Origin of the sequence: Pseudomonas lutea, from assembly GCF_000759445.1 — a bacterium.
GTDB lineage: Bacteria > Pseudomonadota > Gammaproteobacteria > Pseudomonadales > Pseudomonadaceae > Aquipseudomonas > Aquipseudomonas lutea.
On the sequence record NZ_JRMB01000002.1, the window covers coordinates 1,233,010 to 1,256,155 of the forward strand.

General features: G+C 60.4%; 20 protein-coding genes and 2 pseudogenes. 7 read left to right on the forward strand and 15 right to left on the reverse strand.

The window, feature by feature from the left end; all coding sequences use genetic code 11:
- Positions 1 to 5: 5 nt before the first annotated feature.
- Entirely contained in the window at positions 6 to 617 is a 612-nt protein-coding gene (locus tag LT42_RS17750) for a trimeric intracellular cation channel family protein (RefSeq protein ID WP_037015750.1), read from the reverse strand.
- Between the two features lie 117 nt (positions 618 to 734).
- A complete protein-coding gene (gene orn, locus LT42_RS17755) occupies positions 735 to 1,271 on the reverse strand; it encodes an oligoribonuclease (protein ID WP_037015755.1) in 537 nt (178 codons plus the stop codon).
- Between the two features lie 114 nt (positions 1,272 to 1,385).
- On the opposite strand from orn, the gene rsgA reads away from it, so the two are divergent.
- The gene (rsgA, locus tag LT42_RS17760) at positions 1,386 to 2,417 is read left to right on the forward strand and encodes a small ribosomal subunit biogenesis GTPase RsgA (RefSeq protein ID WP_037015758.1); all 1,032 of its coding nucleotides are present in this window, start codon (positions 1,386 to 1,388) and stop codon (positions 2,415 to 2,417) included.
- A gap of 263 nt (positions 2,418 to 2,680) precedes the next feature.
- Here the strand turns inward: rsgA and motB are convergent, their stop codons facing one another.
- Both motB and motA read right to left on the reverse strand, forming a co-directional pair.
- The gene (gene motB / locus LT42_RS17765) at positions 2,681 to 3,736 is read right to left on the reverse strand and encodes a flagellar motor protein MotB (RefSeq protein WP_037015761.1); all 1,056 of its coding nucleotides are present in this window, start codon (positions 3,734 to 3,736) and stop codon (positions 2,681 to 2,683) included.
- 3 nt (positions 3,737 to 3,739) lie between these two features.
- Positions 3,740 to 4,591, reverse strand: coding sequence for a flagellar motor stator protein MotA (motA, locus tag LT42_RS17770; protein ID WP_037015764.1), 852 nt, complete (start codon positions 4,589 to 4,591; stop codon positions 3,740 to 3,742).
- Between the two features lie 211 nt (positions 4,592 to 4,802).
- Here motA and LT42_RS17775 point away from each other — a divergent pair, with 211 nt between their 5' ends.
- The 4 genes from LT42_RS17775 (at position 4,803) to LT42_RS17790 (ending at position 10,175) form a co-directional block, all read left to right on the forward strand.
- The gene (locus LT42_RS17775) at positions 4,803 to 6,338 is read left to right on the forward strand and encodes an HDOD domain-containing protein (RefSeq protein ID WP_037015767.1); all 1,536 of its coding nucleotides are present in this window, start codon (positions 4,803 to 4,805) and stop codon (positions 6,336 to 6,338) included.
- 46 nt (positions 6,339 to 6,384) lie between these two features.
- Entirely contained in the window at positions 6,385 to 7,200 is an 816-nt protein-coding gene (locus tag LT42_RS17780) for a rhodanese-like domain-containing protein (RefSeq protein ID WP_037015771.1), read from the forward strand.
- 50 nt (positions 7,201 to 7,250) lie between these two features.
- On the forward strand, positions 7,251 to 8,120 hold the full coding sequence (asd, locus tag LT42_RS17785) for an archaetidylserine decarboxylase (protein ID WP_162835419.1): 870 nt from the start codon (positions 7,251 to 7,253) through the stop codon (positions 8,118 to 8,120).
- A gap of 270 nt (positions 8,121 to 8,390) precedes the next feature.
- Positions 8,391 to 10,175 (forward strand): hypothetical protein, encoded by a 1,785-nt coding sequence (locus tag LT42_RS17790; protein WP_037015777.1) that lies wholly within the window; start codon positions 8,391 to 8,393, stop codon positions 10,173 to 10,175.
- A gap of 45 nt (positions 10,176 to 10,220) precedes the next feature.
- On the opposite strand, the gene serB is transcribed toward LT42_RS17790, so the two are convergent.
- Complete coding sequence (gene serB, locus LT42_RS17795; RefSeq protein ID WP_037015778.1) at positions 10,221 to 11,438, reverse strand: phosphoserine phosphatase SerB; 1,218 nt, start codon at positions 11,436 to 11,438, stop codon at positions 10,221 to 10,223.
- 130 nt (positions 11,439 to 11,568) lie between these two features.
- Here serB and LT42_RS26575 point away from each other — a divergent pair.
- A pseudogene (locus LT42_RS26575) lies at positions 11,569 to 12,321 on the forward strand (AhpA/YtjB family protein); the annotation flags it as partial.
- A gap of 72 nt (positions 12,322 to 12,393) precedes the next feature.
- Positions 12,394 to 13,098: pseudogene (locus LT42_RS26580) on the forward strand (histidine kinase); the annotation flags it as partial.
- A 59-nt stretch (positions 13,099 to 13,157) separates the two neighbouring features.
- Here LT42_RS26580 and LT42_RS17805 read toward each other — a convergent pair.
- The 10 genes from LT42_RS17805 to LT42_RS17850 form a co-directional block, all read right to left on the reverse strand.
- On the reverse strand, positions 13,158 to 13,865 hold the full coding sequence (locus tag LT42_RS17805) for a PqiC family protein (RefSeq protein WP_037017498.1): 708 nt from the start codon (positions 13,863 to 13,865) through the stop codon (positions 13,158 to 13,160).
- Between the two features lie 180 nt (positions 13,866 to 14,045).
- Complete coding sequence (parC, locus tag LT42_RS17810) at positions 14,046 to 16,304, reverse strand: DNA topoisomerase IV subunit A (RefSeq protein ID WP_037015783.1); 2,259 nt, start codon at positions 16,302 to 16,304, stop codon at positions 14,046 to 14,048.
- 10 nt (positions 16,305 to 16,314) lie between these two features.
- Entirely contained in the window at positions 16,315 to 16,797 is a 483-nt protein-coding gene (locus LT42_RS17815; RefSeq protein WP_052075322.1) for a retropepsin-like aspartic protease family protein, read from the reverse strand.
- Positions 16,798 to 16,832: 35 nt separating this feature from the next.
- Positions 16,833 to 17,810 (reverse strand): esterase-like activity of phytase family protein, encoded by a 978-nt coding sequence (locus LT42_RS17820; RefSeq protein WP_037015789.1) that lies wholly within the window; start codon positions 17,808 to 17,810, stop codon positions 16,833 to 16,835.
- Positions 17,810 to 19,714, reverse strand: coding sequence for a DNA topoisomerase IV subunit B (parE, locus tag LT42_RS17825; protein ID WP_037015791.1), 1,905 nt, complete (start codon positions 19,712 to 19,714; stop codon positions 17,810 to 17,812). Before parE ends, LT42_RS17820 begins: the two co-directional genes overlap by 1 nt.
- 101 nt (positions 19,715 to 19,815) lie before the next feature.
- Positions 19,816 to 20,433, reverse strand: coding sequence for a YqiA/YcfP family alpha/beta fold hydrolase (locus LT42_RS17830; RefSeq protein WP_037015794.1), 618 nt, complete (start codon positions 20,431 to 20,433; stop codon positions 19,816 to 19,818).
- 142 nt (positions 20,434 to 20,575) lie between these two features.
- A complete protein-coding gene (gene cpdA / locus LT42_RS17835; RefSeq protein ID WP_037015797.1) occupies positions 20,576 to 21,385 on the reverse strand; it encodes a 3',5'-cyclic-AMP phosphodiesterase in 810 nt (269 codons plus the stop codon).
- A 112-nt stretch (positions 21,386 to 21,497) separates the two neighbouring features.
- Positions 21,498 to 21,854: a hypothetical protein gene (locus LT42_RS17840; protein ID WP_037015818.1), complete on the reverse strand. Its 357-nt coding sequence runs from the start codon at positions 21,852 to 21,854 to the stop codon at positions 21,498 to 21,500.
- A 182-nt stretch (positions 21,855 to 22,036) separates the two neighbouring features.
- A complete protein-coding gene (locus LT42_RS17845; protein WP_037015821.1) occupies positions 22,037 to 22,489 on the reverse strand; it encodes a DUF1249 domain-containing protein in 453 nt (150 codons plus the stop codon).
- Positions 22,480 to 23,097 (reverse strand): NUDIX domain-containing protein, encoded by a 618-nt coding sequence (locus LT42_RS17850; protein ID WP_037015825.1) that lies wholly within the window; start codon positions 23,095 to 23,097, stop codon positions 22,480 to 22,482. Before LT42_RS17850 ends, LT42_RS17845 begins: the two co-directional genes overlap by 10 nt.
- Between the last annotated feature and the right edge of the window lie 49 nt (positions 23,098 to 23,146).

The following is a 23,146-nucleotide window of genomic DNA, read 5'->3' on the forward strand; positions in this document are numbered from 1 at the left end:
CTCTGTCAGTGGCCATCCTTGTAAACAAACTTCGGCATCTCCCAGCGAAACCTGATCGCGAGCAGCCTCAGTAACAGCCCGCCAAACAGCGTGATCAGCGTGCCCTGCTCCACTGGCAGCCCGGCGTACTGACACAGCAAAAAGCACCACGCCGCTGCAAATGACACGCTCGCATACAGCTCGCGACGAAAGATGAGCGGGATGTCGTTGCAGAAGATGTCTCGCAGAATCCCGCCGAACACGCCCGTGATCACACCGCTCACGGCGGCGACGGTCATGCTCAACCCCATGTCCAGCGCGGTCATGCAGCCAATCAGGGTGAACGCCACCAGACCCAGCGCATCGAGCACCAGAAACAACGAACGTAAATGCCGCATCAGCGGCGCAATGAAGATAGTCACCAGCGCCGCGATGCTGGTGAGAATCAGATACTCGGGGTGCTTGACCCAGGTCAGTGGGTAATGCCCCAGCAGCACATCGCGAACCGACCCGCCGCCCAGTGCGGTGATGCAGGCGATCAGTACCACACCGAACCAGTCCATACCGCGGCGACCGGCAGACAGCGCGCCGGTCATGGCTTCTGCAGTAATAGCGATCAGGTAGAGCATCAACAACATGGTGGCAGTCCCTGCGAGAAAGGGGCGCAGTCTAACCATTCAACCGAAGCACCCATAGAGAGCACTTCTAGCTGGGCGCTATCTTGTCGGCGAGACCCGGCGACCGACGCCCTGCCCTTATGCCTTGATGAAGTGCTCGCGATAAAAACGCAGCTCGGCGATCGATTCGCGGATATCGTCCAGCGCCAGGTGAGTGCTGCCCTTCTTGAACTTCAGTTCCGGCGACCAGCGCGCAGCCAGTTCCTTGAGGGTCGATACGTCGAGGTTGCGGTAATGGAAGTAGTTTTCCAGCGTCGGCATGCGCTTGTACAAAAAGCGGCGATCCTGGCAGATGCTGTTGCCGCAGATGGGCGAACTGCGCTCGGGCACCCATGGCTTGATGAACTCAAGCGTCATGGCCTCGGCTTCATCGTTGGAGATTTTGCTCTCGCGCACGCGCTGGGTCAGGCCGGAACCACCGTGCTGACGGGTGTTCCATTCGTCCATGCCGTTCAGCAGCTCATCGCTTTGGTGAACCGCGATGACCGGGCCCTCGGCCAACGTGTTGAGCTCGCTGTCGGTGATGATGGTTGCCATCTCGATGATGACGTCGTTATCCGGGTCCAGACCGGTCATTTCCAGGTCGATCCAGATAAGATTCTGTTTGTTCTGCATATGTCGGCTCCTCAGCGTTGGCGCGCAGTTTAGCCCACCCGGGCGTGCTAGACTCGCTCGCGCTCTATCAAATCAGCAGCTTTTATGCGTCTTCAAACGGAACATTGAACACCCATGGCCAAACGCCAACTCAACCGCCGCCAGAACTGGCGCATCGAAAAGATTCAGGGCGAACGTGCAGCACGTGCCGCCAAACGCGAATCAAACGCCCTCGAAACGCTGGAAGGCGGCGATCTGGGTCCCGAGCAAACGGGTCTGGTCATCGCGCACTTTGGCGTGCAAGTGGAAGTCGAGGCGCAGGACGGCGAGCTGCAGGGTCAGGTTTTCCGCTGCCATTTGCGCGCCAACCTCCCGGCCCTGGTGACTGGCGACCGAGTTGTGTGGCGCGCCGGCAATCAAGGCATCGGAGTCATCGTGGCGCAGCTGCCGCGGGACACCGAACTGAGCCGCCCGGACAGCCGGGGCCAGCTCAAGCCGGTCGCCGCCAACGTCGACCTTATCGTCATCGTCTTCGCACCCATGCCCGAACCCCACGCCAACCTGATCGACCGTTATCTGGTGGCCGCCGAGCACGCTGGCATTCGCCCGCTATTGCTGCTCAACAAATTCGACTTGATCGACGATCAAAACGCTCCTGCACTCAATGCGCTGCTGGCGGTGTACCGCACGCTGGGTTATCCAGTGCTGGAAGTTTCAGCGCACCACGGCGACGGCATGCAGCAGTTGCAAGACCAGCTTGATGGCCACATCAGTGTGTTCGTCGGTCAGTCCGGCGTCGGCAAGTCCTCGCTGGTGAACAGCCTGTTGCCGGAAGTCGGCACCCGCGTGGGGCCGTTGTCGGAATATTCAGGTCAGGGCACGCACACCACGACCACCGCGCGTCTGTTCCACTTTCCGCGTGGCGGCGACTTGATCGACTCCCCCGGCATCCGGGAATTCGGACTGGGCCACGTCAGCCGAGCTGACGTCGAAGCGGGCTTCATCGAGTTCAACGACCTGCTGGGCAGATGCCGCTTCCGCGACTGCAAACACGACCGCGAACCCGGCTGTGCATTGCTGCAAGGCCTGGCAGACGGTCGCGTGCAACAGCAGCGGATGAACAGCTATCGTTCGATCATCGCGAGCTTGCCGGAGAGCAGCTACTGAGCCTCTCCATGGCATCCAGATTCGGCGACAGATTGTAGGAGCGCGCTTGCCCGCGAATGGGGTCGGTCAGGCGACATTGATGAAGCAGACGAATCGCCTTCGCGGGCAAGCGCGCTCCTACACGCGGATTGCTCCAGACCCGCCTTCTGCACTTCGCACTATTAGCAGAAGCTGCCGTCCGCAAGGCCGGCAAGTCGGACTGTCAAAAAGCTGAAACAAAAACGCCGCGATCATCGCGGCGTTTTTATTTGTGCAGCCAGGCGTCAGTTCCTGGTTTCGTCGATCTTCAGCTGGCCCTGATCGAAAATGTTCAGCTTCTGCCGAATCTCGTGCGGCTGGGCATACGCCTGGGGATCAACGGCGGGCGTCGAGATCGATGCCCCCGGTTGATTGGCAGGTGCAATGGCGCCTGGCGTCGGCGCTGGCGCAGCGCCGCTCGGTGCATCCGGCGTTTGCGGTGCTTCACCCGAGTTCTGCGCGCCTTCGATACGCTGCTGCGCTTTCTTGGTCATCACCACGATGTCGATACGGCGGTTGATCGGGTTCTGCGGGTGCTGCTTGTCGTACAGCGCCGACGAGGCGTAACCCACCACACGCGCCACTTGCGGATCGGGGTAACCTCCCGCCACCAACGCCCGTCGTGCGGCGTTCGCGCGACCTGACGACAGCTCCCAGTTACCGAAGCCGTTGTTGCCCACGTAAGGCGTCGCATCGGTGTGACCGCTGATGCTGACCTTGTTCGGCACCGCTTTGATGGTGTCAGCCATGGCCAGCAGGATGTCTTCGAAATACGGTTTAAGCTTCGCGCTGCCGATATCAAACATCGGGCGGTTGTCCGCGTCCGTGATCTGGATACGCAACCCGTCCTGAGTAATCTCGAACAGAATCTGGTCCTTGAACTTCGCCAGTTGCGGGTTCTCGTTCACCTTGGTCTGCAGTTCCTGCAGCAACATCTCCAGACGGTCCTGCTCAACCTGCTCGGCAGCCGAGTCCTGCTGATCGGCATCAACCGGCACGCGGTCTGGTGCAGGCGTCGATTTGACTTCCGGGTTGAGCGTCTGGTCAGGAGACATCTCCGGCGAGCCGCCCAGGTCGATCACATAGGGCGAGCCGCTGTCGGAGAAACCGACCGGGTCCTTGAAGTAACCGGCAATAGCGACCAGTTGCTCGGGCGTGGCCGACGACATCAGCCAGAGCACAAGGAAGAACGCCATCATCGCCGTCGCAAAGTCGGCGAAGGCAATCTTCCAGGCGCCGCCGTGGTGCCCCCCGCCAAAGCGCTTGACGCGCTTTATGATAATCGGCTGATTATTTTCCATGGATCAACGACCGCGGACAGCTTGTTCCAGCTCACTGAAGCTGGGGCGATGGGCTGGATAAAGCACCTTGCGACCGAACTCTACAGCCAGCGAAGGCGGCACACCGGACGCCGACGCAACCAGCGAGGCCTTGATCGATTCGTAGACATTCATTTCTTCTTTGGCATCGTGAGCCAGAGAAGTGGCCAGCGGGCCGAAGAAGCCGTAGGCCGCCAAAATACCGAAGAACGTACCGACCAGCGCCGCACCTACGTGCATGCCGATCGCGGCCTTGTCGCCCGAACCCAGGGACGCCATGGTCACAACGATACCCAGTACCGCAGCGACGATACCGAAACCGGGCATCGCATCGGCCACCCCGGTGACCGCATGGGAAGGATGCTCAAGCTCTTCTTTCATGCTCAGCAGCTCCATGTCGAACAAGCCTTCCAGCTCGTGCGGCGCCATGTTGCCGGAGGACATGATGCGCAGGTAATCGCAGATGAACGCGATCATGCGGGTGTCTTTGAGCACGCCTGGATATTTGGCGAAAATCGGGCTGTTCTCAGGTTCTTCGATGTCCCCTTCAATGGCCATCATGCCTTCGCGACGGCTTTTGTTGAGGATCTCGTAGACCAGGCCCAACACCTCAAGGTAGTAACCATGGGTGAACCGGGTGCTGAACATCTTCAAGGACTTCTTGATGACCAGCATGGTCATATAGCCCGGGTTGGCTTGCAGGAATGCACCCAGCGCCGCACCGCCGATGATCATGACCTCGAAAGGCTGGATCAACGCAGCGATCTGACCGTGGGACAGTACGTATCCGCCGAGAACGCTCGCGAAAACGACGATGATGCCGATAATTTTTGCCATAGGTAGAAAATACTTACTGAGTCGGGTTCATGGTCATTGCGCGAGAAGCGCCTGAAACTCTTGTCCTGCTTATCGGCATGAATGCGCCAGACTATAGTCAGAACACGCGAAAATCCTGACCGATGTGTGCCGCCGGACCGTGTGCTGCAAGGGCCAGCATGATGCCAGTACTCGACGTCGATCTAATCTCCCAGCCGTACGGGTGTTGTGAATGCAATCAGATAAAGCTACGTCGCTCCCTGTCCCCCGCAGCCTGGATCAATGGATAAAGCAGCTCGACAGCATCGCGTTGCCGGTGCCCGCAGTGGCGCATCAGCGAGTTCAGGCCGCGTTGACCGACAGCCGTCGCTCGTTGCGTGACATCGCAGACCTCATGCAAGACAGCCCGGCCTTGGTGCTCAATGTTCTGCGCGAGGCCAACCTGGCCAATAACGCCCTGACTCAGCCTGCGGAGAGTCTTGAGGTAGCCATCAATCGCCTGGGCCTGGCGCGTACGGAAGCGCTGCTGGCGCGCTTGCCCAGCGTCGACGCACGCGAGATTCCGGTGGCCTTGCGCCAATTGCAGATGATCAGCCAGCACGCGATGCAACAGGCTTACGGTTTATTTGCCAATCAACTGGCACGGCTGTGGCAGGACATCCACCTGGGCAGTCTGCTCTTTCTCTCGCCGCTCTGGCCCATGGCGCTGGCACACCCCACGCTACTGGAAGAATGGGAGCTGCGGGTTATCCACAAAGGTGAATGCGCCAAGTCGGTGGAAAACTCGCTGTTTGGCGTACGGCTGGTGCATCTCTGTCAGGCGCTGGCACACCACTGGCGCCTGCCTGTCTGGGTGACCCAAGGGTACGAACTGTTGACCTCTCAGCAGCGCAGTCTGGTCAAAGTCCTGCGCATCGCTCACGGCAACGACGACGCACTCAAGCAGCGGCAGCAGCTCGATGCCGATCTGCCTCTTCGACGCTGGCTCAATCAGCCCGCCAACACGATTTTGTTGGCCAACGGCCTGGCGCTTTCCGCGCATCAAGCCTGGGACACGCCGCACAGCCTGCGCTGGCAACTGTTGACCAGTCTTTATCTGCAGCAGCCGCTGGACCAGCTTCAACAGCAGGTTCACCAAAACGCTGTGGCCAGCGCGCGTCAGCACTCGACCCCGGACATCTGGCATCCGGCACAGGCGCTGCTTTGGCCGTGGAACGCGCGCCGCGTGCATAAAGGCATGCTGCCAGCGCCGGCGCCCACGCCCGATGCGCTGCAGGTATGGCGCAGGCATTGCGCCGACCTGCTCAAAGAGCCCGGCATTTTCATCAACGCGATGCACCTGACAACTTGCGCTCGGGATGCATTGGTGGCGGCCGGTATGCAGCGGGTGGTGTTGCTGATGACTGATCGAAAAACCGACAGCCTGCGTGTGCATCAAATCGCAGGGCTGGACAAGTCAGCCGCCGCGCTGCTGGTTCCCTACAACAACAGTACATTGCTGCAGCGCCTGCTTGCACAGCCCACACAGCTCCGCCTGACACCTGCGAACAACGCGCAGTTCTCGGCGCTGCTGCCGGCACAACTGCGCCATTTGTTCAGCGGCGAACATCTCTTGATCCGCTCACTTGCCAGCAATGGTCGCGTGGTGATGTTGGTGATGGCCGATCAGGGGGGTGGGCCTTTTTCTGAAATGTCCGTGCAGGCGTTCGGCAAAACCGGACAGTGCATCGAGAAAGCGCTCACGACCTTTAGCCATCGCAACGGCTGACAGCTGAGCTACAATTCGCAACCTTTTCGCGATCCGGAGACGCCAAATGTCTGCCTTTTCAAGCTTGCCGCTGGTCATCGAGCCCGCAGACCTGCAGGCCCGCCTCAGCGCTCCCGAGCTTATTCTGGTCGACCTGACCAGCCCGGCCCGCTACGAGGCCGGGCACCTGCCCGGCGCACGTTTTGTCGATCCGAAACGCACACAACTGGGCTTGCCCCCTGCGCCGGGGCTGTTGCCAACCCAGACGCAACTGGAGGCTCTGTTCGGTGAACTGGGCCACAATCCTGACGCCGTCTACGTGGTTTACGACGACGAAGGCGGCGGTTGGGCAGGCCGCTTCATCTGGTTGCTCGACGTGATCGGACACAAAAAGTATCACTATCTCGACGGTGGCCTGCTGGCCTGGCAAGGCGAAGGTCTGCAACTGTCGACAGACGTGCCAGCTGCCGCGGGTGGTCCTGTTCAGCTGACGTTGCACGACGAGCCCACTGCGACCCGTGAGTATCTGCACAGCCGTCTTGGCGCCGCTGATCTGGCGATCTGGGATGCTCGCGCACCGACGGAGTATTCCGGTGAAAAGGTCGTCGCGGCCAAAGGCGGCCATATACCGGGCGCGGTGAATTTCGAATGGACTGCGGGCATGGATCAGAGGCGCAATCTGCGTATCCGTAAAGACATGCCCCAGATCCTCGAAAGCCTCGGCATCACGCCGGATAAAGAGATCATTACGCACTGCCAGACCCACCACCGCTCCGGTTTCACCTATCTGGTGGCCAAGGCACTGGGCTACCCGAGAGTGAAAGGCTATGCCGGGTCGTGGGGCGAATGGGGCAATCACCCGGACACCCCGGTCGAAAAATGAATCGACGCCCAATGGGCGCAATGTGCATTTCCCTTTCCAAACGTTTAGGAATCTTGATGAAACAGCGTCTGTTTATTCTTTTCCAGTATTTGCTTCCCCACCATCTGCTGTCGCGTCTGGCGGGCTGTGTTGCCGAATGCCGGGTGCGCTGGTTCAAGAATGCATTTACCCAATGGTTTGTACGCCGCTATCAGGTTGACATGTCCCAGGCTCAGGTCGAGGACATCACCGCGTATCAGCACTTCAATGACTTCTTCACCCGCTCACTCAAGCCAGGCGCTCGCCCGCTGGACGAAACGCCGGGCGCGATCCTCTGCCCCGCCGACGGCGCAGTCAGTCAATTGGGTCCGATTGAACATGGCCGGATTTTCCAGGCCAAGGGTCACAGCTACAGCGCACTGGAACTGCTTGGCGGTGATGCGCGTCTGTCTGCGCCGTTCATGGGTGGCGAATTCGCGACCGTTTACCTGTCACCCAAGGATTACCATCGCGTTCACATGCCGCTCGCCGGCACCCTGCGCGAAATGGTTTATGTGCCTGGCCGGCTGTTCTCGGTCAACCAGACCACTGCGGAAAACGTGCCTGAGCTCTTCGCCCGCAACGAACGGGTGGTCTGCCTGTTCGACACTGAGCGCGGTCCGATGGCGGTGGTACTGGTCGGCGCGATGATCGTTGCATCGATCGAAACCGTCTGGGCGGGCCTGGTTACGCCGCCCAAGCGTGAGCTAAAAACGTTCCGCTACGACGAGGCCGCGCGTGCTCCTATCCATCTCGAGAAGGGTGCGGAGCTGGGCCGCTTCAAACTGGGCTCTACCGCCATCGTGTTGTTTGGCCCGAACCAGGTGAAATGGTCCGAACTGCTGGCGGCCGGTTCGCCTGTTCGAATGGGCGAAGGGCTCGCTTTGCCTGTGCAGGCCTGATTCTTGCGTAGGTCTACGGACTGAAAGCACGATGCTGTTTTTCTGACGCGACGGTTGGCCTGCAGGGGTAACCGTCAACGGCCCGCCGGGACGATTTTCTGTGCTCAGGGTCAGCGGCGGCTCGTGTCGGATGCTGCTAGAGTTCCATGTCAGTGCAGTAGGAAACTTCACTTTCATTGGACGTAAACGTGCTCTTTTCGCCCGGTGAGGGTGGTTCGCCCCGGAGTTGGACGCCGCCGTTCAGGCCTGCTGTTGGAGTTTGCCCGTCACATGAGTAATTTAAGCCTCCCGCTGTTGTTGCGCGCCCCTGTGCCGACGCAGTCGAGCCTGTCGTTCTGTGACGCGACCCCAAAAGACATGAAGCGCTGGATCGCGACATTGCCCAAGGCCAACCTCGGTGAGATGGCGCGTCAGCTTTACCAGGGTCTGGGCGAGCTGAATCAGTTGCTCACGCCCAGTGACAATCGCATGCAGCTTCTGGAATTGCTTCGTCCGGAGGTGTTCTTTGTGTGCAAGCACCTGGAGCGCCATTTTCTCAACCAGTCGGTGGTGCTCGAAGAGCGTCCGCGCAAAGTGGCCAACCTCTGCCAGGCGCTGCAAAACCATCTGGCCATCGGCTACAAGCAGATCATCGCGCGGGTGGCTCCCAAGCTCAGCAAGGATCGTGTCGGGCTGCTGACCACTGCGCTCCAGCGCGCGCTAAGCTGTCTGAACGGGCCGCTGATCCGCGCAAACCAGCTTTACTGTCCGGTGCAAGATGGCTTGTGGCTTGAACTGCACCAGATTTACCAAATTGCTCGTCAGCATCGGCTGCACAACGTGCCGGTGGCCGATAGCCTGGCCCTCAACACTCAGGCCATGAGCGTCGAGCACACGTACCTCGTTGCCCTGATGATGGGCTGCTCCCGCTGCAACCAGATGCGCCAGCACAATATCGGCAAGCTGGCCGAAGCGCTTGATGCCTGGAGCGCGATGGTTACGCTGCAGCAACCTCTGGATGACAAGAGCTTGTACGCTGTGGCGCCCGGCACCGACATGGCGCCTCGTTATGCTGCCCTATACGACGATGACCAACGGGCGAACCTGCTTGGCATCGACCCTCGCCCCCTTTCGGCAGCGCTGGAACGCTACATGGAACTGCCCCCGGCGGAACGCGGAAAGTCACCGCTGAAGGTTCCGCCAGGTTTGTCCATGGACGTGCTGCAGCACCTTGCTGCCGCCTGGGGCGATGTCTCCGAGCGCGCCTTTCAACGCACGCCAGGGCAAGGCACGCTGACTGTTTGCGTGGGCATGAGCGCCCTGCATTACTACGTCGGCGGTCAGCAGTCTTTCAGCGACCTGTTGCGGATGTCGACATTGTCTAGAGCGGCCGAATTCAGCCTTCAGCCGCTCAAGCCGGGCCGTCATGATCCGTGGGCGGAGGCCGCAGATGCAGCCCGCCCGGGCACTGCGAACACCATGTTGCCGTTCGAGGAAATCGAATATAAGCGCGACGATGCCGAAGGCAACGCTGCTTCGGACGGGCAGAAAAGCTTTCCGACTTATGCTCTGCACATCGTCAATCACAGCCCTGGCGGCTATTGCCTCGCCTGGCCGAAAGAAGTGCCTGACCAGTTGCAGGCAGGCGAGATGATCGGTATCCAGGATCACGGCCACGGCTGGAGTATTGCGGTCGTGCGCTGGGTACGGCAGGTGCGGGGCGGCGGCATGCAGATGGGGGTCGAGCTCATCGCCCCGTTTGCCCAGGCGTGCGGCATGCAGTTGACGCGTGCCGAGCAGAGCAGCCAGTTCCTGCGCGCTTTGCTGCTGCCAGAGGTTCGCGCCATAGACGTGCCCGCGACGGTTATCGCACCGCGTGTACCATTCGAGGATGGCTCCAGGGTGCTGATCAATACCAGCGGCGAAGAGCGGCGCGCCAGCCTGAGCAACCGCCGTGCGACGACGGGCAGCTATAACCAGTTCGAGTATCAGATCATCGAGGGGCCGAAGAAGACCACGCCTTCAAACGATGGCGGCCCGGAGCAGGAATTTGATTCACTGTGGACCGTGCTTTGAGCCAGTGAGGCATCCCTCTGAATGCCTCGACGACGTCGGTGCCGTTTAAAAGCCCCGCCCTTCCCGATCACGAACCCCCAGCAAATACAGCACGCCGTCCAGTCCCAGGGTCGAGATGGCTTGCTTTGCCGACTGCTTGACCAGCGGCTTGGCGCGGAACGCAACGCCGAGACCGGCGATGGCAAGCATTGGCAAGTCGTTTGCGCCGTCGCCAACTGCAATGGTCTGCTCCAGACTCAGGCCTTCCTTGCTCGCCAACTCCCGTAACAGGTCGGCCTTGCGCTGAGCGTCCACGATAGGCTCGATGGCATTGCCCGTACACTTGCCATCGACCACTTCCAGTTCGTTGGCGAAAATGTAGTCAATGCCCAACCGGGCCTGCAATTGGCGGGCGAAGTAGGTGAAGCCGCCCGACAGAATCGCGGTTTTATAGCCCAGCCGCTTGAGTTCGGCGAACAGGGTTTCGGCGCCTTCAGTCAAGCGCAACGAAGCGCCGATTTCATCGAGCACCTTGACGTCCAGTCCTTTGAGCAGCGCCAGCCGCTCTTTGAAACTGGCCCGAAAATCGAGCTCGCCGCGCATCGCGCGCTCAGTGATCTCCGAAACACGCTCGCCGACGCCATGGGCCTTGGCCAACTCGTCGATGACCTCGGCCTCGATCAGGGTTGAGTCCATATCGAACACTGCAAGGCGGCGATTGCGGCGGTACAGGGAATCCTGCTGGAACGCGATGTCGACGTTCAGCGCTTGTGCAACCTGCAGGAACTCGGCTTGCATCTGCTGGGCATCCGCCGGTTCACCGCGTACGGAGAACTCGACGCAGGCCTTGCCTTTCGCGCTTGGCGCGTCCAGCGGCACGCGCGCAGAAAGCCGGTCGATTCGATCGATATTCAAACCGTACTTGGCGGTGATCGCGCTGACGGTCTGCAATTGCTCGGCGGTGACCTTGCGCGTCAGCAGCGTCACGATGTGCCGCGCCTTGCCTTGCCCGTCGACCCAATGCTGGTAGTCGGCTTCGCTGACGCGGCTGAAACGCACTTGCTGGCCCAGTTCGTCAGCAGCCGCTTGAAGGCTCTGAAGCACGGACGCGCCTGATTCGGTATCAGGCAGTTCGATCAAGAGGCCGAAGGACAGCACGTCATGAATCACCGCCTGACCGATGTCGAGAATGTTCACGCCGCCTTCGGCCAGCACACCGGTGATGGCTGCAGTGAGGCCGGGACGGTCTGCACCGGTGATGTTTATCAGGACGATTTCGCGCAAGTCGCACCCCCGCAGTTGAAAAAAACCGCATTCTACGCACTTTCAGTGACCGCCGGGCACAGCCAGCGCTTTGCCGCTACAGGGTCGCTCGCTATACTGCGCCCCAACTTCACCAAGAGAGCCGTGCTCAGTGAACCGGCCCACGCCAGTAAAAACCGATAATTTCTTCTTGCTGATCTTCCGGGCATTGCGTCATCGACGTGTACCGATTGCTTTGCGCATCGCCAGCCATAACGTGATCCTCGTCGCGTTGGCTCTGGTGATCTACGCCTGCGTCATGGGTTTGCAGTTCAAGCAAGCCATGCACGAACAGGCCGACGCATTGGGGCAAGCCCTGACCACACAGACCGCCACGTCCGCGACCGAGCTGCTGGTGTCCAATGACATCCTCAGCCTGAACGTGCTCCTGGGCAATCTGGTGAAAAATCCGCTGGTGGCCCATGCGGCGATCTATAGCCCCGACAACCGCATCCTTGCCGAAGCCGGCCAGCGCCCGAAAAACGGTTTGCTGGGCGAAGCGGAGGGGCTCTACGAAATCAAGATCACCTTCCAGGACGTGGTCGCCGGGACGCTGCGCATCAGCCTGGACATGGGGCAATTCCAACAGCCACTGACCATCAGCCTGCAGAGCATGGCCATTCTGGCCGGTATCCTGCTGGCACTGGCGCTGGCCTTGAGCCTTCGTCTGGGACGGCACATTTCCACGCCCATGCTGCAACTGCGCATGTGGTTGCGCTACATCGACCCCTATACGCCGGCCACAGAGCGTCAGGACGAAATCGGGGACCTGGCTCGCCAGCTGAAGACCTCGTATGCGCCGCCCGAGCCAGAGCCGGTGCCTGTTCCCGAGCCTGTACAGGTCGAGGATGAAGAGGACGCCTCCCCCGAGTTCGATAGCAGTGATCTTTCCGACCCTGACTTCGACGACGCGCCCAAGCCACGTGCCACGGTGATTCCGGCGCGCCGCATCGTCGCCGAGGAAGATGAAGACGACGAAGAAGACCCGTTCGCGGACCTTCGCGATCACTCCCCCGTTGCGCCGAAACCTGCGCCACGGCCGATTTTGCCTGTCGTCCCCTCGCAGCCTCAGTACAGCGCCGTACTGGCGGTGCAACTGGGTTCTCAGGAGCAGCTTCGCCGGCTCCCACGCACGCGTCTGACCGAACTGCTAGAGCGCTACCGCGACTGTATCGATCAAGCCGCTTCGCTGTACGACAGCGAACTGCACACATTGAACGACGGCAGCTCGCTGATGGTTTTCAGCACGCAGGACAGCGGGGACGATTACCTGACCAACGCAATCTGCTGCGGCGAGTTGCTGCGTGCGTTGAGCCATGCGTTGCAGATCGAAGTCGCCGACAGCGGGATCACCCTTCAGCTTCAGCTGGGCCTGACGTTGGGCGAGGGTCTTCACGGGATGAATCAAATCGATCTGCTGCTGACCGAAACCGCCCAGGACGCGCTGGCCCTTTCTCAGCACAGCCGCAATTTGCTGCTGGTGGAACGCAAGATCAGCGAAGACCCGACCATTCGCCAGCGTGCGCGCATACGCCCGATCGCCAGCCCGGAGGGTGCAAGCTGCGTGGAGCGTTTGATGGAGCCCTATCCATCGATGCTCGAACGCCAACTGGCGCGTATGCACGAAGCCCGCAAGGTCTGACGGTTATCGCAGCAAAAAAAAAGCCCGCATCGCTGCGGGCTTTTTTGTGGCCGCGAATCCTAGAAGCGAAACACTTCCAGGTCGGTCCGGATCGGTGACGCCATCGGGATCTTGGGCTTGTCCTGATCGGTACGGGTCTTGGCTGGCGTAGCTGCTCGCTTGGGCTCGTCCGCCACCAGCGGCTGACTGGCGATAGGTTTGACCGCGACGCTCAGCTTGTCTGCCAGGCGTTGCAGCAAGACCCCTTGAGCCTTGACCTGCGCAGCGGAAGAGCCAGCGTGCGGTTCTTCCAGGTGGATGATCTTGCTGTCGCGAACGTTGCCGCGGCGGTCGAGCAAACGCCACTGGGCATCAAGTACCGCGGGTTGTTTGACACCCGAATCCAGTCGGGTGATCGACAGCACCACTTGCACATCCGGCGTGAAGTTGGCCGCTGCAGGCGCCATGACTACCCGTTGGCTGTCGAGCTTCCAGGCCAGCTGGCGCAGAAGCAGTTGGTCAATATCAGAGGACAGGCTACCCGCCCAGCGACCCTCGGTGGATGCTGTGAGACTGCCATCCGGTTGACGCTGAAGTAAGGTTTCGCGTTGTAGATAGTCGGCGATTGCCACCGGGCCCAATACAACTGCGACCCCGCCATTTTGTTTCGGTTGCCCAGGTTCGCCGCTGTCGAGCTGATAGAGCGACGTGGGCTGATGAACGCTGCAACCGGCCAAACCCAAAACGCCGGCTAACAACAGAACACGGGGAACACGTAGAAAATTCATCATCCCGTCCAAGTGAACGCCGTGTAACGCGCTCACGCTGTTAAATGCTTTGAAGACATGAAGGCATTCCGCCACGGCGGCGCCAGATGACGTCATATCATCCGTGAATATGTGCGCTGACTCCAGCAATTCTGAGTCGCTCTCGTGACGAAACGAAGAGCGACTGCGCAACCAGCCGCTTTAGCTGGCGCTTTCCACCAGCAAGGCATCGACGCGCTGGAATCCGCGCGGCAGCTTGTTACCCCGGCGTCCGCGCTCGCCTTTGTAGTGTTCGAGATCGTCGGGTTTGAGCGACAGATGGCGCTTACCGGCCTGCAGCACCAGTGTTGCGCCATTGGGGATGACGGCCAGGTCGGTGACGTACTCCTCCCGGCTGGCAACACGATCGCCCGGAATACCAATGATCTTGTTGCCTTTGCCTTTGCCCAGCTGTGGCAGGTCGCTGATCTTGAATACCAGCAGGCGACCTTCAGTGGTCACCGCAGCGAGCCAGTTCTGTTCGCGGTCAGGCACAGGGCGCGGCAGAATCACCTTAGCCCCGGCCGGAAGACTCAGCAGCGCCTTGCCCGCCTTGTTCTTGGCCTGCAGGTCTTCACCCTTGACCACAAAACCGTAGCCGGCGTCGGAAGCAACCACGTACAAGGCGTCGTCCTCTGGCAGCAGCACGCATTCGAACGTGGCGGCCGGTGGCGGTGTCAGGCGACCCGTCAGCGGATCGCCCTGCCCTCTGGCGGACGGCAACGTATGCGCCGCCAGCGAATAGCTGCGCCCTGTCGAGTCGATGAACACCGCAAACTGGTTCGACCGGCCCGCTGCTGCTGCCTTGAAGCCATCGCCTGCTTTGTACGAAAGCCCGGTAGCGTCGATGTCGTGACCTTTGGCGCAGCGCACCCAGCCTTTTTCCGACAGCACCACGGTGACCGGTTCTGTGGGCATCAGCTCGTTTTCCGACAGCGCTTTGGCCTCCGCACGCTCAACAATGGGCGAGCGACGGTCATCGCCGTAGGTCTGGGCATCAGCAATCAGTTCAGTGCGTACCAGCTTGCGCAACTTGGTTTCGCTGCCCAGCAGGGCGAGCAACTTGGCTTGCTCCTTGAGCAGTTCATCCTGCTCGCCGCGCAGCTTCATCTCTTCCAGACGGGCCAGCTGACGCAACCGTGTGTCGAGGATGTAATCAGCCTGAATCTCGGACAACGCAAAACGCGCGATCAGCTCGGCTTTCGGGTGCTCGGCGGTACGGATGATATGAATCACTTCATCCAGGTTCAGATACGCGGTGAGCAAGCCTTCCAACAGGTGGAGACGACGCTCGACTTTATCCAGGCGGAACTGCAGCCGGCGGCGCACGGTGTTAATACGGAAGGTCAGCCACTCCGACAGCAGTGCTTTGAGATTCTTGAGCTGCGGCTTGCCGTCCAGACCGATGATGTTGACGTTCACCCGATAGCTGGATTCCAGCTCGGTGGTGGCAAACAGATGCTGCATCAGCTCTTCTGGGTCCACGCGATTTGAACGTGGAATAATCACGATGCGGCACGGATGCTCGTGGTCCGACTCATCACGCAGGTCCGCCACCATCGGCAGCTTCTTGGCCTGCATTTGCGCAGCGATCTGCTCCAGCACCTTGGCGCCCGAGACCTGATGCGGCAGCGCGGTGACGACGATATCGCCGTCTTCAACACGATAAACCGCACGCATCCGCACCGAGCCACGACCCGTTTCGTAGATTTTCAGCAGGTCGGCACGCGGGGTGATGATCTCCGCTTCTGTCGGGTAATCAGGACCCTGAATGTGTTCGCACAGCTGTTCGATGGTCGCTTTCGGCTCGTCGAGCAGGCGCACACACGCCGACGCGACCTCTCGCAGGTTGTGCGGCGGGACATCAGTGGCCATGCCGACAGCAATGCCGGTGGTGCCATTGAGCAGGATATTTGGCAGGCGCGCAGGCAAAACGGCCGGCTCGTCCAGCGTGCCGTCAAAGTTCGGCACCCAGTCGGCCGTACCCTGTCCCAACTCGGAAAGCAGTACCTCGGAATACCGCGAAAGCCGGGCTTCGGTGTATCGCATGGCTGCGAACGACTTGGGGTCGTCCGGCGCACCCCAGTTGCCCTGGCCATCGACCAGCGTGTAGCGATAGCTGAAAGGCTGCGCCATCAGCACCATTGCTTCGTAGCAGGCGGAGTCGCCGTGCGGGTGAAACTTGCCGAGGACGTCACCTACGGTACGCGCCGACTTCTTGTGCTTGGCGTCAGCGTCCAGGCCCAGCTCGCTCATCGCGTAGACGATGCGTCGCTGCACCGGCTTCAGGCCGTCGCCAATATGCGGCAGCGCCCGGTCCATGATCACGTACATGGAGTAGTTGAGATAGGCCTGTTCGGTGAAGTCAGCCAGCGATCGGCGTTCTACGCCGTCCAGGCTGAGGTCAAGGGAATCGCTCATGCGGGCCTCATCATTTTGTCGTCTGGCGCAGCAGCAAAGTGCCGCCACGCTGTGTGAATTCGAGTTGTTTCACGGCGCTCATGCCCAGCAGCACCTGTTCACCGTCCAGGCCGGGCACCACCAGGGCGCGCACGTTGTTCAGGACGATGTCGCCTATCTGCAGCCGATGCAGGGTGGTCCGGAACGCATCGGTGCGCCCGTTGGCCGTACTCACCTGAACACGCTCGCCGCGCTCAAGACGCAGCGTCTGTGCGACGCTCTCCGGCACGGCGACGTTGGTCGCCCCTGTGTCGAGCATGAACTGCACAGGGCGGGCATTTATCTGCCCGGTCATGACGAAATGTCCGTCACGATTGCTCGTAAGCTTCACCTCGACATAGCCGTCGCCGTGCTCGGAGGCAACGACCGTGTTCGGATTTTCCTGACGCTGCTCCCACTCGCCGAAAAAGCGTGTGGCCAGAAACAGCGCTGCAGCCCAGGCGATAATCATCATGATCCGCCCGGCGCGTCGGCCAGGAGGTGCCTGGGTCAAGGCTTGCCGCCCCAGCCACCTTCCGGCGCAGCAAAGCGCCACACGACAGGGCGTTTTTCACCATCGGCGCGGACACCGAAGTTGTTGTCAGTACCGATCCACGCGCCTTTGTCGTCGACGATCAACGCCTCGGTCAGGCCGTACTTCTGGTCATATCGTCGATTGGGCTGCAGCGCCTCCCTGGCAAACGACCAGCAGGCTTCCAGCTGCCCCGTCGCCAGGGTGCGGCGACAGATCCGGTAAGCCGCGCGCTCCAGCGTGAACAGCTTGCCCTTGTGCAGCGATATATCGGAAAGGTCTTTGGAGACCCGCTTGCCGCTAACCTCCGGGGGCAAAAGGTCCTCGCCTGACTCCACCCGCAGGATGCAGCTGGCGTCACAGGCCCAACCTTCCTTGCCAAGGTGCGCAGTCAGCAGCCCGCGCTTGTCCCGCTCGGCGGCGAGCCACAGTTGGTCACCTGCCGGATTGATCGCGATTCCTTCGAAGATGGCGTTGAAATGCTGCAGCATGCCGGCCGCCTGCGCTTCTTCGACGATCTTTTTAGGAAGGTCCAGCCACACAGGCGCTCCCTTGACCGGCACTTTGAGCACCGTGGCATAGGCTTCGCTGACGATGTAGCGGTTACCCTCGGCATCGCAGCTCACGCCTTCGAAGTCCAGATCGCCGCCACGAATCAGCGCCGAGGCCTTGGCCATGCCGCGCAGGGTCGCAGACAGCCCGCTGTCTGGAATCGGCGGAATTTCGAGCGTTTGTGCCTTGGCTTTCCAGACCGTAGCCGAGGTATCAAGACTGTAGAGCAGGGTGTCGTCACGATCCGAGACGGTCCACAGCACGCCGTTGCATGACGCGAGGCCGGACAGATTGCCGCCGATCATGTCATCCACCGGATGCTCCGACAGCAGCTTGAGTTCGGGCAATGGCGCCGCGAAGACAGGCGTGGCGATCAATACCAACGCTGCAAGCCAGCCCCGCATCAAACCAGCACCTCGGCCAGGTTGCCTTTGGACTCGAGCCAGCTCTTGCGGTCACCCGCTCGCTTCTTGGCCAACAGCATGTCCATCATTTCCGAGGTGGCGGCGAAGTCGTCGAGGGTCAGTTGCACCAGTCGACGCGTGTTCGGGTCCATGGTGGTCTCTCGCAGCTGTGGCGGGTTCATCTCACCCAGTCCCTTGAATCGGGTGACTTGGGGCTTGCCACGTTTTTTCTCGGCCACCAGCCGGTCAAGAATGCCGTCGCGCTCGGCCTCGTCCAGGGCGTAATAAATGTCTTTGCCCAGGTCGATTCGATACAGCGGCGGCATCGCCACGTAGACGTGGCCGGCATCCACCAGCGGACGGAAGTGCTGAACAAAAAGTGCGCACAGCAGCGTCGCAATGTGCAAGCCATCGGAGTCAGCGTCGGCCAGAATGCAGATTTTGCCGTAGCGCAACTGGCTCATGTCTGCCGCACCTGGATCGACCCCGATGGCCACGGCAATGTTATGCACTTCCTGGCTGGCAAGCACCTCGCCGCCATCGACTTCCCATGTGTTCAGAATTTTCCCGCGCAAGGGCAGGATGGCCTGAAATTCCTTGTCCCGGGCCTGTTTGGCAGAACCACCCGCCGAGTCACCCTCAACCAGAAACAGTTCCGAGCGCATCGGATCCTGCCCTGCGCAATCAGCCAGTTTGCCTGGCAGCGCCGGGCCCTGGGTGATGCGTTTGCGCTCAACCTTCTTGCTGGCCTTGAGACGACGACCGGCATTGCTGATCGCTAGTTCGGCCAGTTGCATGCCCAGTTCAGGGTGGGCGTTAAGCCACAGGCTGAAAGCGTCCTTTACCACGCCCGAGACAAAAGCGGCGGCTTCGCGGGAGGACAATCGCTCTTTGGTCTGACCGGAGAACTGCGGCTCCTGCATCTTCATCGACAGGACGAAAGCGATGCGCTCCCAGACGTCTTCGGGCGCCAGCTTCACGCCGCGCGGCAGCAGATTACGGAACTCGCAGAAATCCCGCATTGCGTCCAGCAGGCCTTGGCGCAGACCATTGACGTGGGTGCCACCCTGCGCGGTCGGGATCAGGTTGACGTAGCTTTCCTGCACGCTGTCGCCACCTTCGGGCAGCCACAGCAGTGCCCAGTCGACGGCCTCTTTATTGCCCGCAAACACGCCGCAGAACGGCTCGTCCGGAAGGCGCAGAAAGTCTGCCACCGAGTCCTGGAGGTACGAGCGCAGCCCGTCTTCGTAATGCCACTCGACTTTCTCGCCCGTGCCTTTGTCTTCGAAGCTGACCAGCAGGCCCGGGCAGAGCACGGCCTTGGCCTTGAGCACGTGCTTGAGGCGGCTGACAGAGAACTTGGGGGTATCGAAGTATTTGGGGTCCGGGGCGAAGTACACGCTGGTGCCGGTATTACGCTTGCCGACGGTGCCGATCACCGCCAGTTCGCTGGCCTTATAGCCGTCAGCGAACGTCATTTCGTATTCGTTGCCATCGCGCTTGACCCGCACACGGACCTGGGTCGAAAGCGCGTTGACCACGGAGATCCCGACGCCATGAAGGCCGCCTGAGAACTGGTAGTTTTTGTTGGAAAACTTGCCGCCAGCGTGGAGTTTGGTGAGGATCAACTCGACGCCCGACACGCCCTCTTCCGGATGGATATCCACGGGCATGCCGCGGCCGTCATCCGCGACTTCAAGGGAATTGTCGGCGTGCAAAATGACCTGCACAGACCGGGCGTGGCCTGCCAGCGCTTCGTCGACACTGTTGTCGATGACTTCCTGCGCCAGATGGTTGGGCCGTGCGGTGTCGGTGTACATGCCCGGCCGTTTGCGGACCGGGTCGAGGCCCGAGAGGACTTCGATGGCGTCTGCGTTATAAGAGCTAGCGCTGGGATTGGCCATGGGGTCTCGTCATCAAGTCGTTCATGAAATTTCGGAGTAGCACTGTTTGTACAAGTCGGTTCTACATATTTAGTGCAGCTTTGTTGCAGCCATGGCTCCGGTCAGAGCCTGGTCAGATCGACACCCTGGAGCAACGCGGGAGCGAACCCGGCGAAGCTCAACAGCGCCGGCATCTTTGCAGCGAAGCCCTGAAATCCGTGATCGCCGCCCGCTTCGATGCGCAATGCGCAGGCTCGATAGAAGCTCTGCGCCCGGCGGTAATCCAGTGTCTCGTCGCCGGTTTGCAGCCACACCTGAATACGTTGCGGATCCTGTGGGGCAGGCACTTCCAGCTCGGCCAACGCCGTCACATGGTCGTGCGTCAGCTCCCAGCTCTCGCCGGTGTAAAGGTTTTGTTGGGTGCCAAGAAAGCCATCGAAGAGCTGGTGCGGGTTGACCGCGGGGTTGATCAACACGGCCTTGAGGCCATGGCGCTCAGCCAAGTGCGTGGCATAGTAGCCGCCGAGCGAGCTGCCGACCAGCAGCGGCCGACCGAGCTCCTCAATCGCAGCCTCCAACTGAGCCAGCGCCTGACGCGGGTGATGATGCAGCTCAGGCACACGCAGGTATTCGCTCAAATCCAAACGGCCCATTAATGCCGTCAGCTGTGTGGCCTTTTGCGACCTGGCTGAGCTGTTCAGGCCATGAATATAAAGAAGCGTCGACTGATCCTGACTCACGCTGTGCCTCCCCAAACGGCTATCGATCCCTCCCGGACGGCTCTTGCTTCGGCAGCCATCGGGGCAAAGCCACGCAGTTTACAGGGTCAACTGCACGAAAACTCGCCCGATGATAAATCGCTGACATTTGAGGACGTTTCTTTCAATAGCCCGCTCCATCGAGGTCAACCTCGAACAGCTCCGGGTCGATCCGTGAAACACCGGTCTCGATCTGCCCGTCATGGTGCAGGCGCAGCCAGCGGTAGCCGGGTGCAGCCGAGTCGAGGCCAAAATCGACGCTGTTCGGCGCGAACTGAATGCAGGTCGAAGGCGAAGCCATCAGCCGCACGCCATCGCGAAGCTGATCGAATGCTTGGTGCACGTGGCCCCACAGCACCGCGCGAACCTGGGGAAAGCGCTCCAGTACGGCAAACAGCGCATCAGGATTTCGCAGCCCGATGGGCTCCATCCAAGCCGCCCCGATGGGCACCGGATGATGATGGAGGCAGACCAGATGATGCCGTTGCGGAGCCTCGCTCAAGGCCTGCGCCAGCAACTGGAGTTGCGTGTCTTCCAGATACCCGGGCACTGACCCGGAGACGGCGGAATCAAGCATCGTGATCCGCCACTGGCCAACGTCGACGACCGGCTCAAGAAAATCGCTGTTTTGCGCAGCAATCGACATTTCTCTCAGCTCATCGTGATTCCCGGGGATCCAGCGCTTGGGCGCATCCAGACGATCACTCACGTCGCGAAACGCCTGATACGACTCGACCGTACCGTCCTGGGACAAATCCCCCGTTGCCAGCACCAGATCAATCGCAGGTTGCTCGCGCAGTACGAGCTCGACCACAGCGTCCAGACTGGCACGCGTGGGCATGCCCAGCAGCGTGCCGTCCGCCTCGGCGAACAGGTGGCTGTCGGTCAGTTGCACGACCAACACGGATGAGGACTGAGAGGATGCGCTCGACAATGGCCATCTCCTTGAGCGGATGTGGCCGGATTATGATGGCTGAACGAGGGCGGATCAAACCAAGAAATGCGCACCCTTTCGCGGTTACGAGGATTACGCTTCGATCCCGGCTCTACGGCCACCGCGATATGAATACCTTATCAGTTAGGTAGCCTGCGACGAGCATACCGACTACAGCACTGCAAACAAGCCAGGGCAGCACTGCCTCATAGCGCGCATCAGGGAAAACAAACATAAGCGGCATTGGGCCAAACAGTCCCAACAACAAGCCCGCAAAACCGCCGACCGCCCATCCCCATGAAATGTAGCGCGATGCAAAGGCGCCTGCTCCAAGTCCCAGGGCTGTAAAAAGTGCGCAAACGATCGGCTGCAATGGCTCGCCTTGATATAAAAAAAGTCCCACTAATGGCGGCGCCCCGAAGCCGGACAATATCGCGATCAGCACGACCTTTATCCATTTCATCGCCATAGCAAATGACTGTTGATTCCAGCGAAGTTCATATCGCGCTTTCCGAAGAAAACGCGAAACATAGACGTGGGGGATGCTCGATAAAACCAAAAAGTCCAGCCGGTGATAATTTTCAGAAGCTACTTACAGACCTGTCCTACATAAACCCTGATTAAGTGGAGCAGTCGCCTGTTTGTCAAACCTCAGCGCACCGCCTCGAACTCATGCCCGCATGCCAGACAATGGCTCAGCCATTCACCCAGAAACACATTGAGCTGAGCCTTTTCATCGGGCTGGTGCATGTCGGCGTTGGGATAGGGGTAAATGCCCTGGAAGCGACGTGCATGTTCGGCGCCGATGACTTCGGCCATGCGTGCGTCGTGGTAAACCTGCACTTCGAGCACGGGCACCGGCAGCCATGGCAGGCTGTGTTCCTGCCGAACTTGTAACGTGGTGGTATACGGGCAATCGAGGATGACCTCGACCGCCAGGACGCCCAGCATCTGGTCGCCTTGAGTTACGGCGACCTTACGGGAGCGTTGTTGATTGCGCATATCGGGCAGCAAACGCATCAAGCGCGCGTAGTTGGCCTCACAGGCTGCCTGCAGCCCGGCGAGGTCGACCCGATAGCGCTCGCGCAAAAGATTCACGACCATAGCCCCCTTACTTCGGCGCGATTGAGCGCCAGCCACTGCATTGCAATGATAGTTGCGGCGTTCACGATGCGACCGTCCTTGACGGCTTGCATCGCGTCGTCGAATGACCACACCGAAACCCGGATATCTTCGGCTTCTTCTTCCAGACCGTGCAACCCGCCAGCTCCTTCGCTTTCGCACTTGCCCAGATAGAGGTGCACGAACTCGTTGCTGCCACCGGGCGACGGGAAGTACTTGGTTATCGGCCACAGAGCGTTGAAGACCAGTCCAGCTTCCTCTTCTCCCTCACGGTGAGCAACCTGCTCGGGTTCTTCCTGTTTATCGATCAGCCCGGCGACCATCTCGATCAGCCAAGGGTTGTCATGCTTGCCGATGACGCCGACCCGAAACTGTTCGATAAGCACGACTTCGTCACGCTTGGCATCGTAGGGCAGTACGCACACTGCATCATGGCGAACGAACAGCTCGCGCTTTATTTCCGGGCTCATGCCACCGGCGAACAACTCGTGGCGCAACTGAAGGCGGTCGAGCTGGTAGAACCCCTTGAAGCAGGTCTCGCGGTGTGTGATTTCGTGCCTGGTCGGTATCGATCTGTTGCTGTCGGTCATATATTTCTCACTGCTTGAGCGCTGTGTTCCGGCCCATCCTAACGCGCTG

What these genes read in the sequence shown, in the direction of transcription:
- LT42_RS17780 (WP_037015771.1), top strand. Translation starts at nt 6,385, where the DNA reads ATGTCTGCCTTTTCAAGCTTGCCGCTGGTCATCGAGCCCGCAGACCTG.
- LT42_RS17790 (WP_037015777.1), top strand. Translation starts at nt 8,391, where the DNA reads ATGAGTAATTTAAGCCTCCCGCTGTTGTTGCGCGCCCCTGTGCCGACG.
- LT42_RS17750 (WP_037015750.1), bottom strand. Translation starts at nt 617, where the DNA reads ATGTTGTTGATGCTCTACCTGATCGCTATTACTGCAGAAGCCATGACC.
- LT42_RS17820 (WP_037015789.1), bottom strand. Translation starts at nt 17,810, where the DNA reads ATGCGGGGCTGGCTTGCAGCGTTGGTATTGATCGCCACGCCTGTCTTC.
- LT42_RS17845 (WP_037015821.1), bottom strand. Translation starts at nt 22,489, where the DNA reads ATGGTCGTGAATCTTTTGCGCGAGCGCTATCGGGTCGACCTCGCCGGG.
- LT42_RS17815 (WP_052075322.1), bottom strand. Translation starts at nt 16,797, where the DNA reads ATGATGATTATCGCCTGGGCTGCAGCGCTGTTTCTGGCCACACGCTTT.
- LT42_RS17840 (WP_037015818.1), bottom strand. Translation starts at nt 21,854, where the DNA reads ATGGCGATGAAATGGATAAAGGTCGTGCTGATCGCGATATTGTCCGGC.
- orn (WP_037015755.1), bottom strand. Translation starts at nt 1,271, where the DNA reads ATGCAGAACAAACAGAATCTTATCTGGATCGACCTGGAAATGACCGGT.
- parC (WP_037015783.1), bottom strand. Translation starts at nt 16,304, where the DNA reads ATGAGCGATTCCCTTGACCTCAGCCTGGACGGCGTAGAACGCCGATCG.
- motB (WP_037015761.1), bottom strand. Translation starts at nt 3,736, where the DNA reads ATGGAAAATAATCAGCCGATTATCATAAAGCGCGTCAAGCGCTTTGGC.
- LT42_RS17775 (WP_037015767.1), top strand. Translation starts at nt 4,803, where the DNA reads ATGCAATCAGATAAAGCTACGTCGCTCCCTGTCCCCCGCAGCCTGGAT.
- motA (WP_037015764.1), bottom strand. Translation starts at nt 4,591, where the DNA reads ATGGCAAAAATTATCGGCATCATCGTCGTTTTCGCGAGCGTTCTCGGC.
- LT42_RS17850 (WP_037015825.1), bottom strand. Translation starts at nt 23,097, where the DNA reads ATGACCGACAGCAACAGATCGATACCGACCAGGCACGAAATCACACAC.
- LT42_RS17805 (WP_037017498.1), bottom strand. Translation starts at nt 13,865, where the DNA reads ATGAATTTTCTACGTGTTCCCCGTGTTCTGTTGTTAGCCGGCGTTTTG.
- rsgA (WP_037015758.1), top strand. Translation starts at nt 1,386, where the DNA reads ATGGCCAAACGCCAACTCAACCGCCGCCAGAACTGGCGCATCGAAAAG.
- parE (WP_037015791.1), bottom strand. Translation starts at nt 19,714, where the DNA reads ATGGCCAATCCCAGCGCTAGCTCTTATAACGCAGACGCCATCGAAGTC.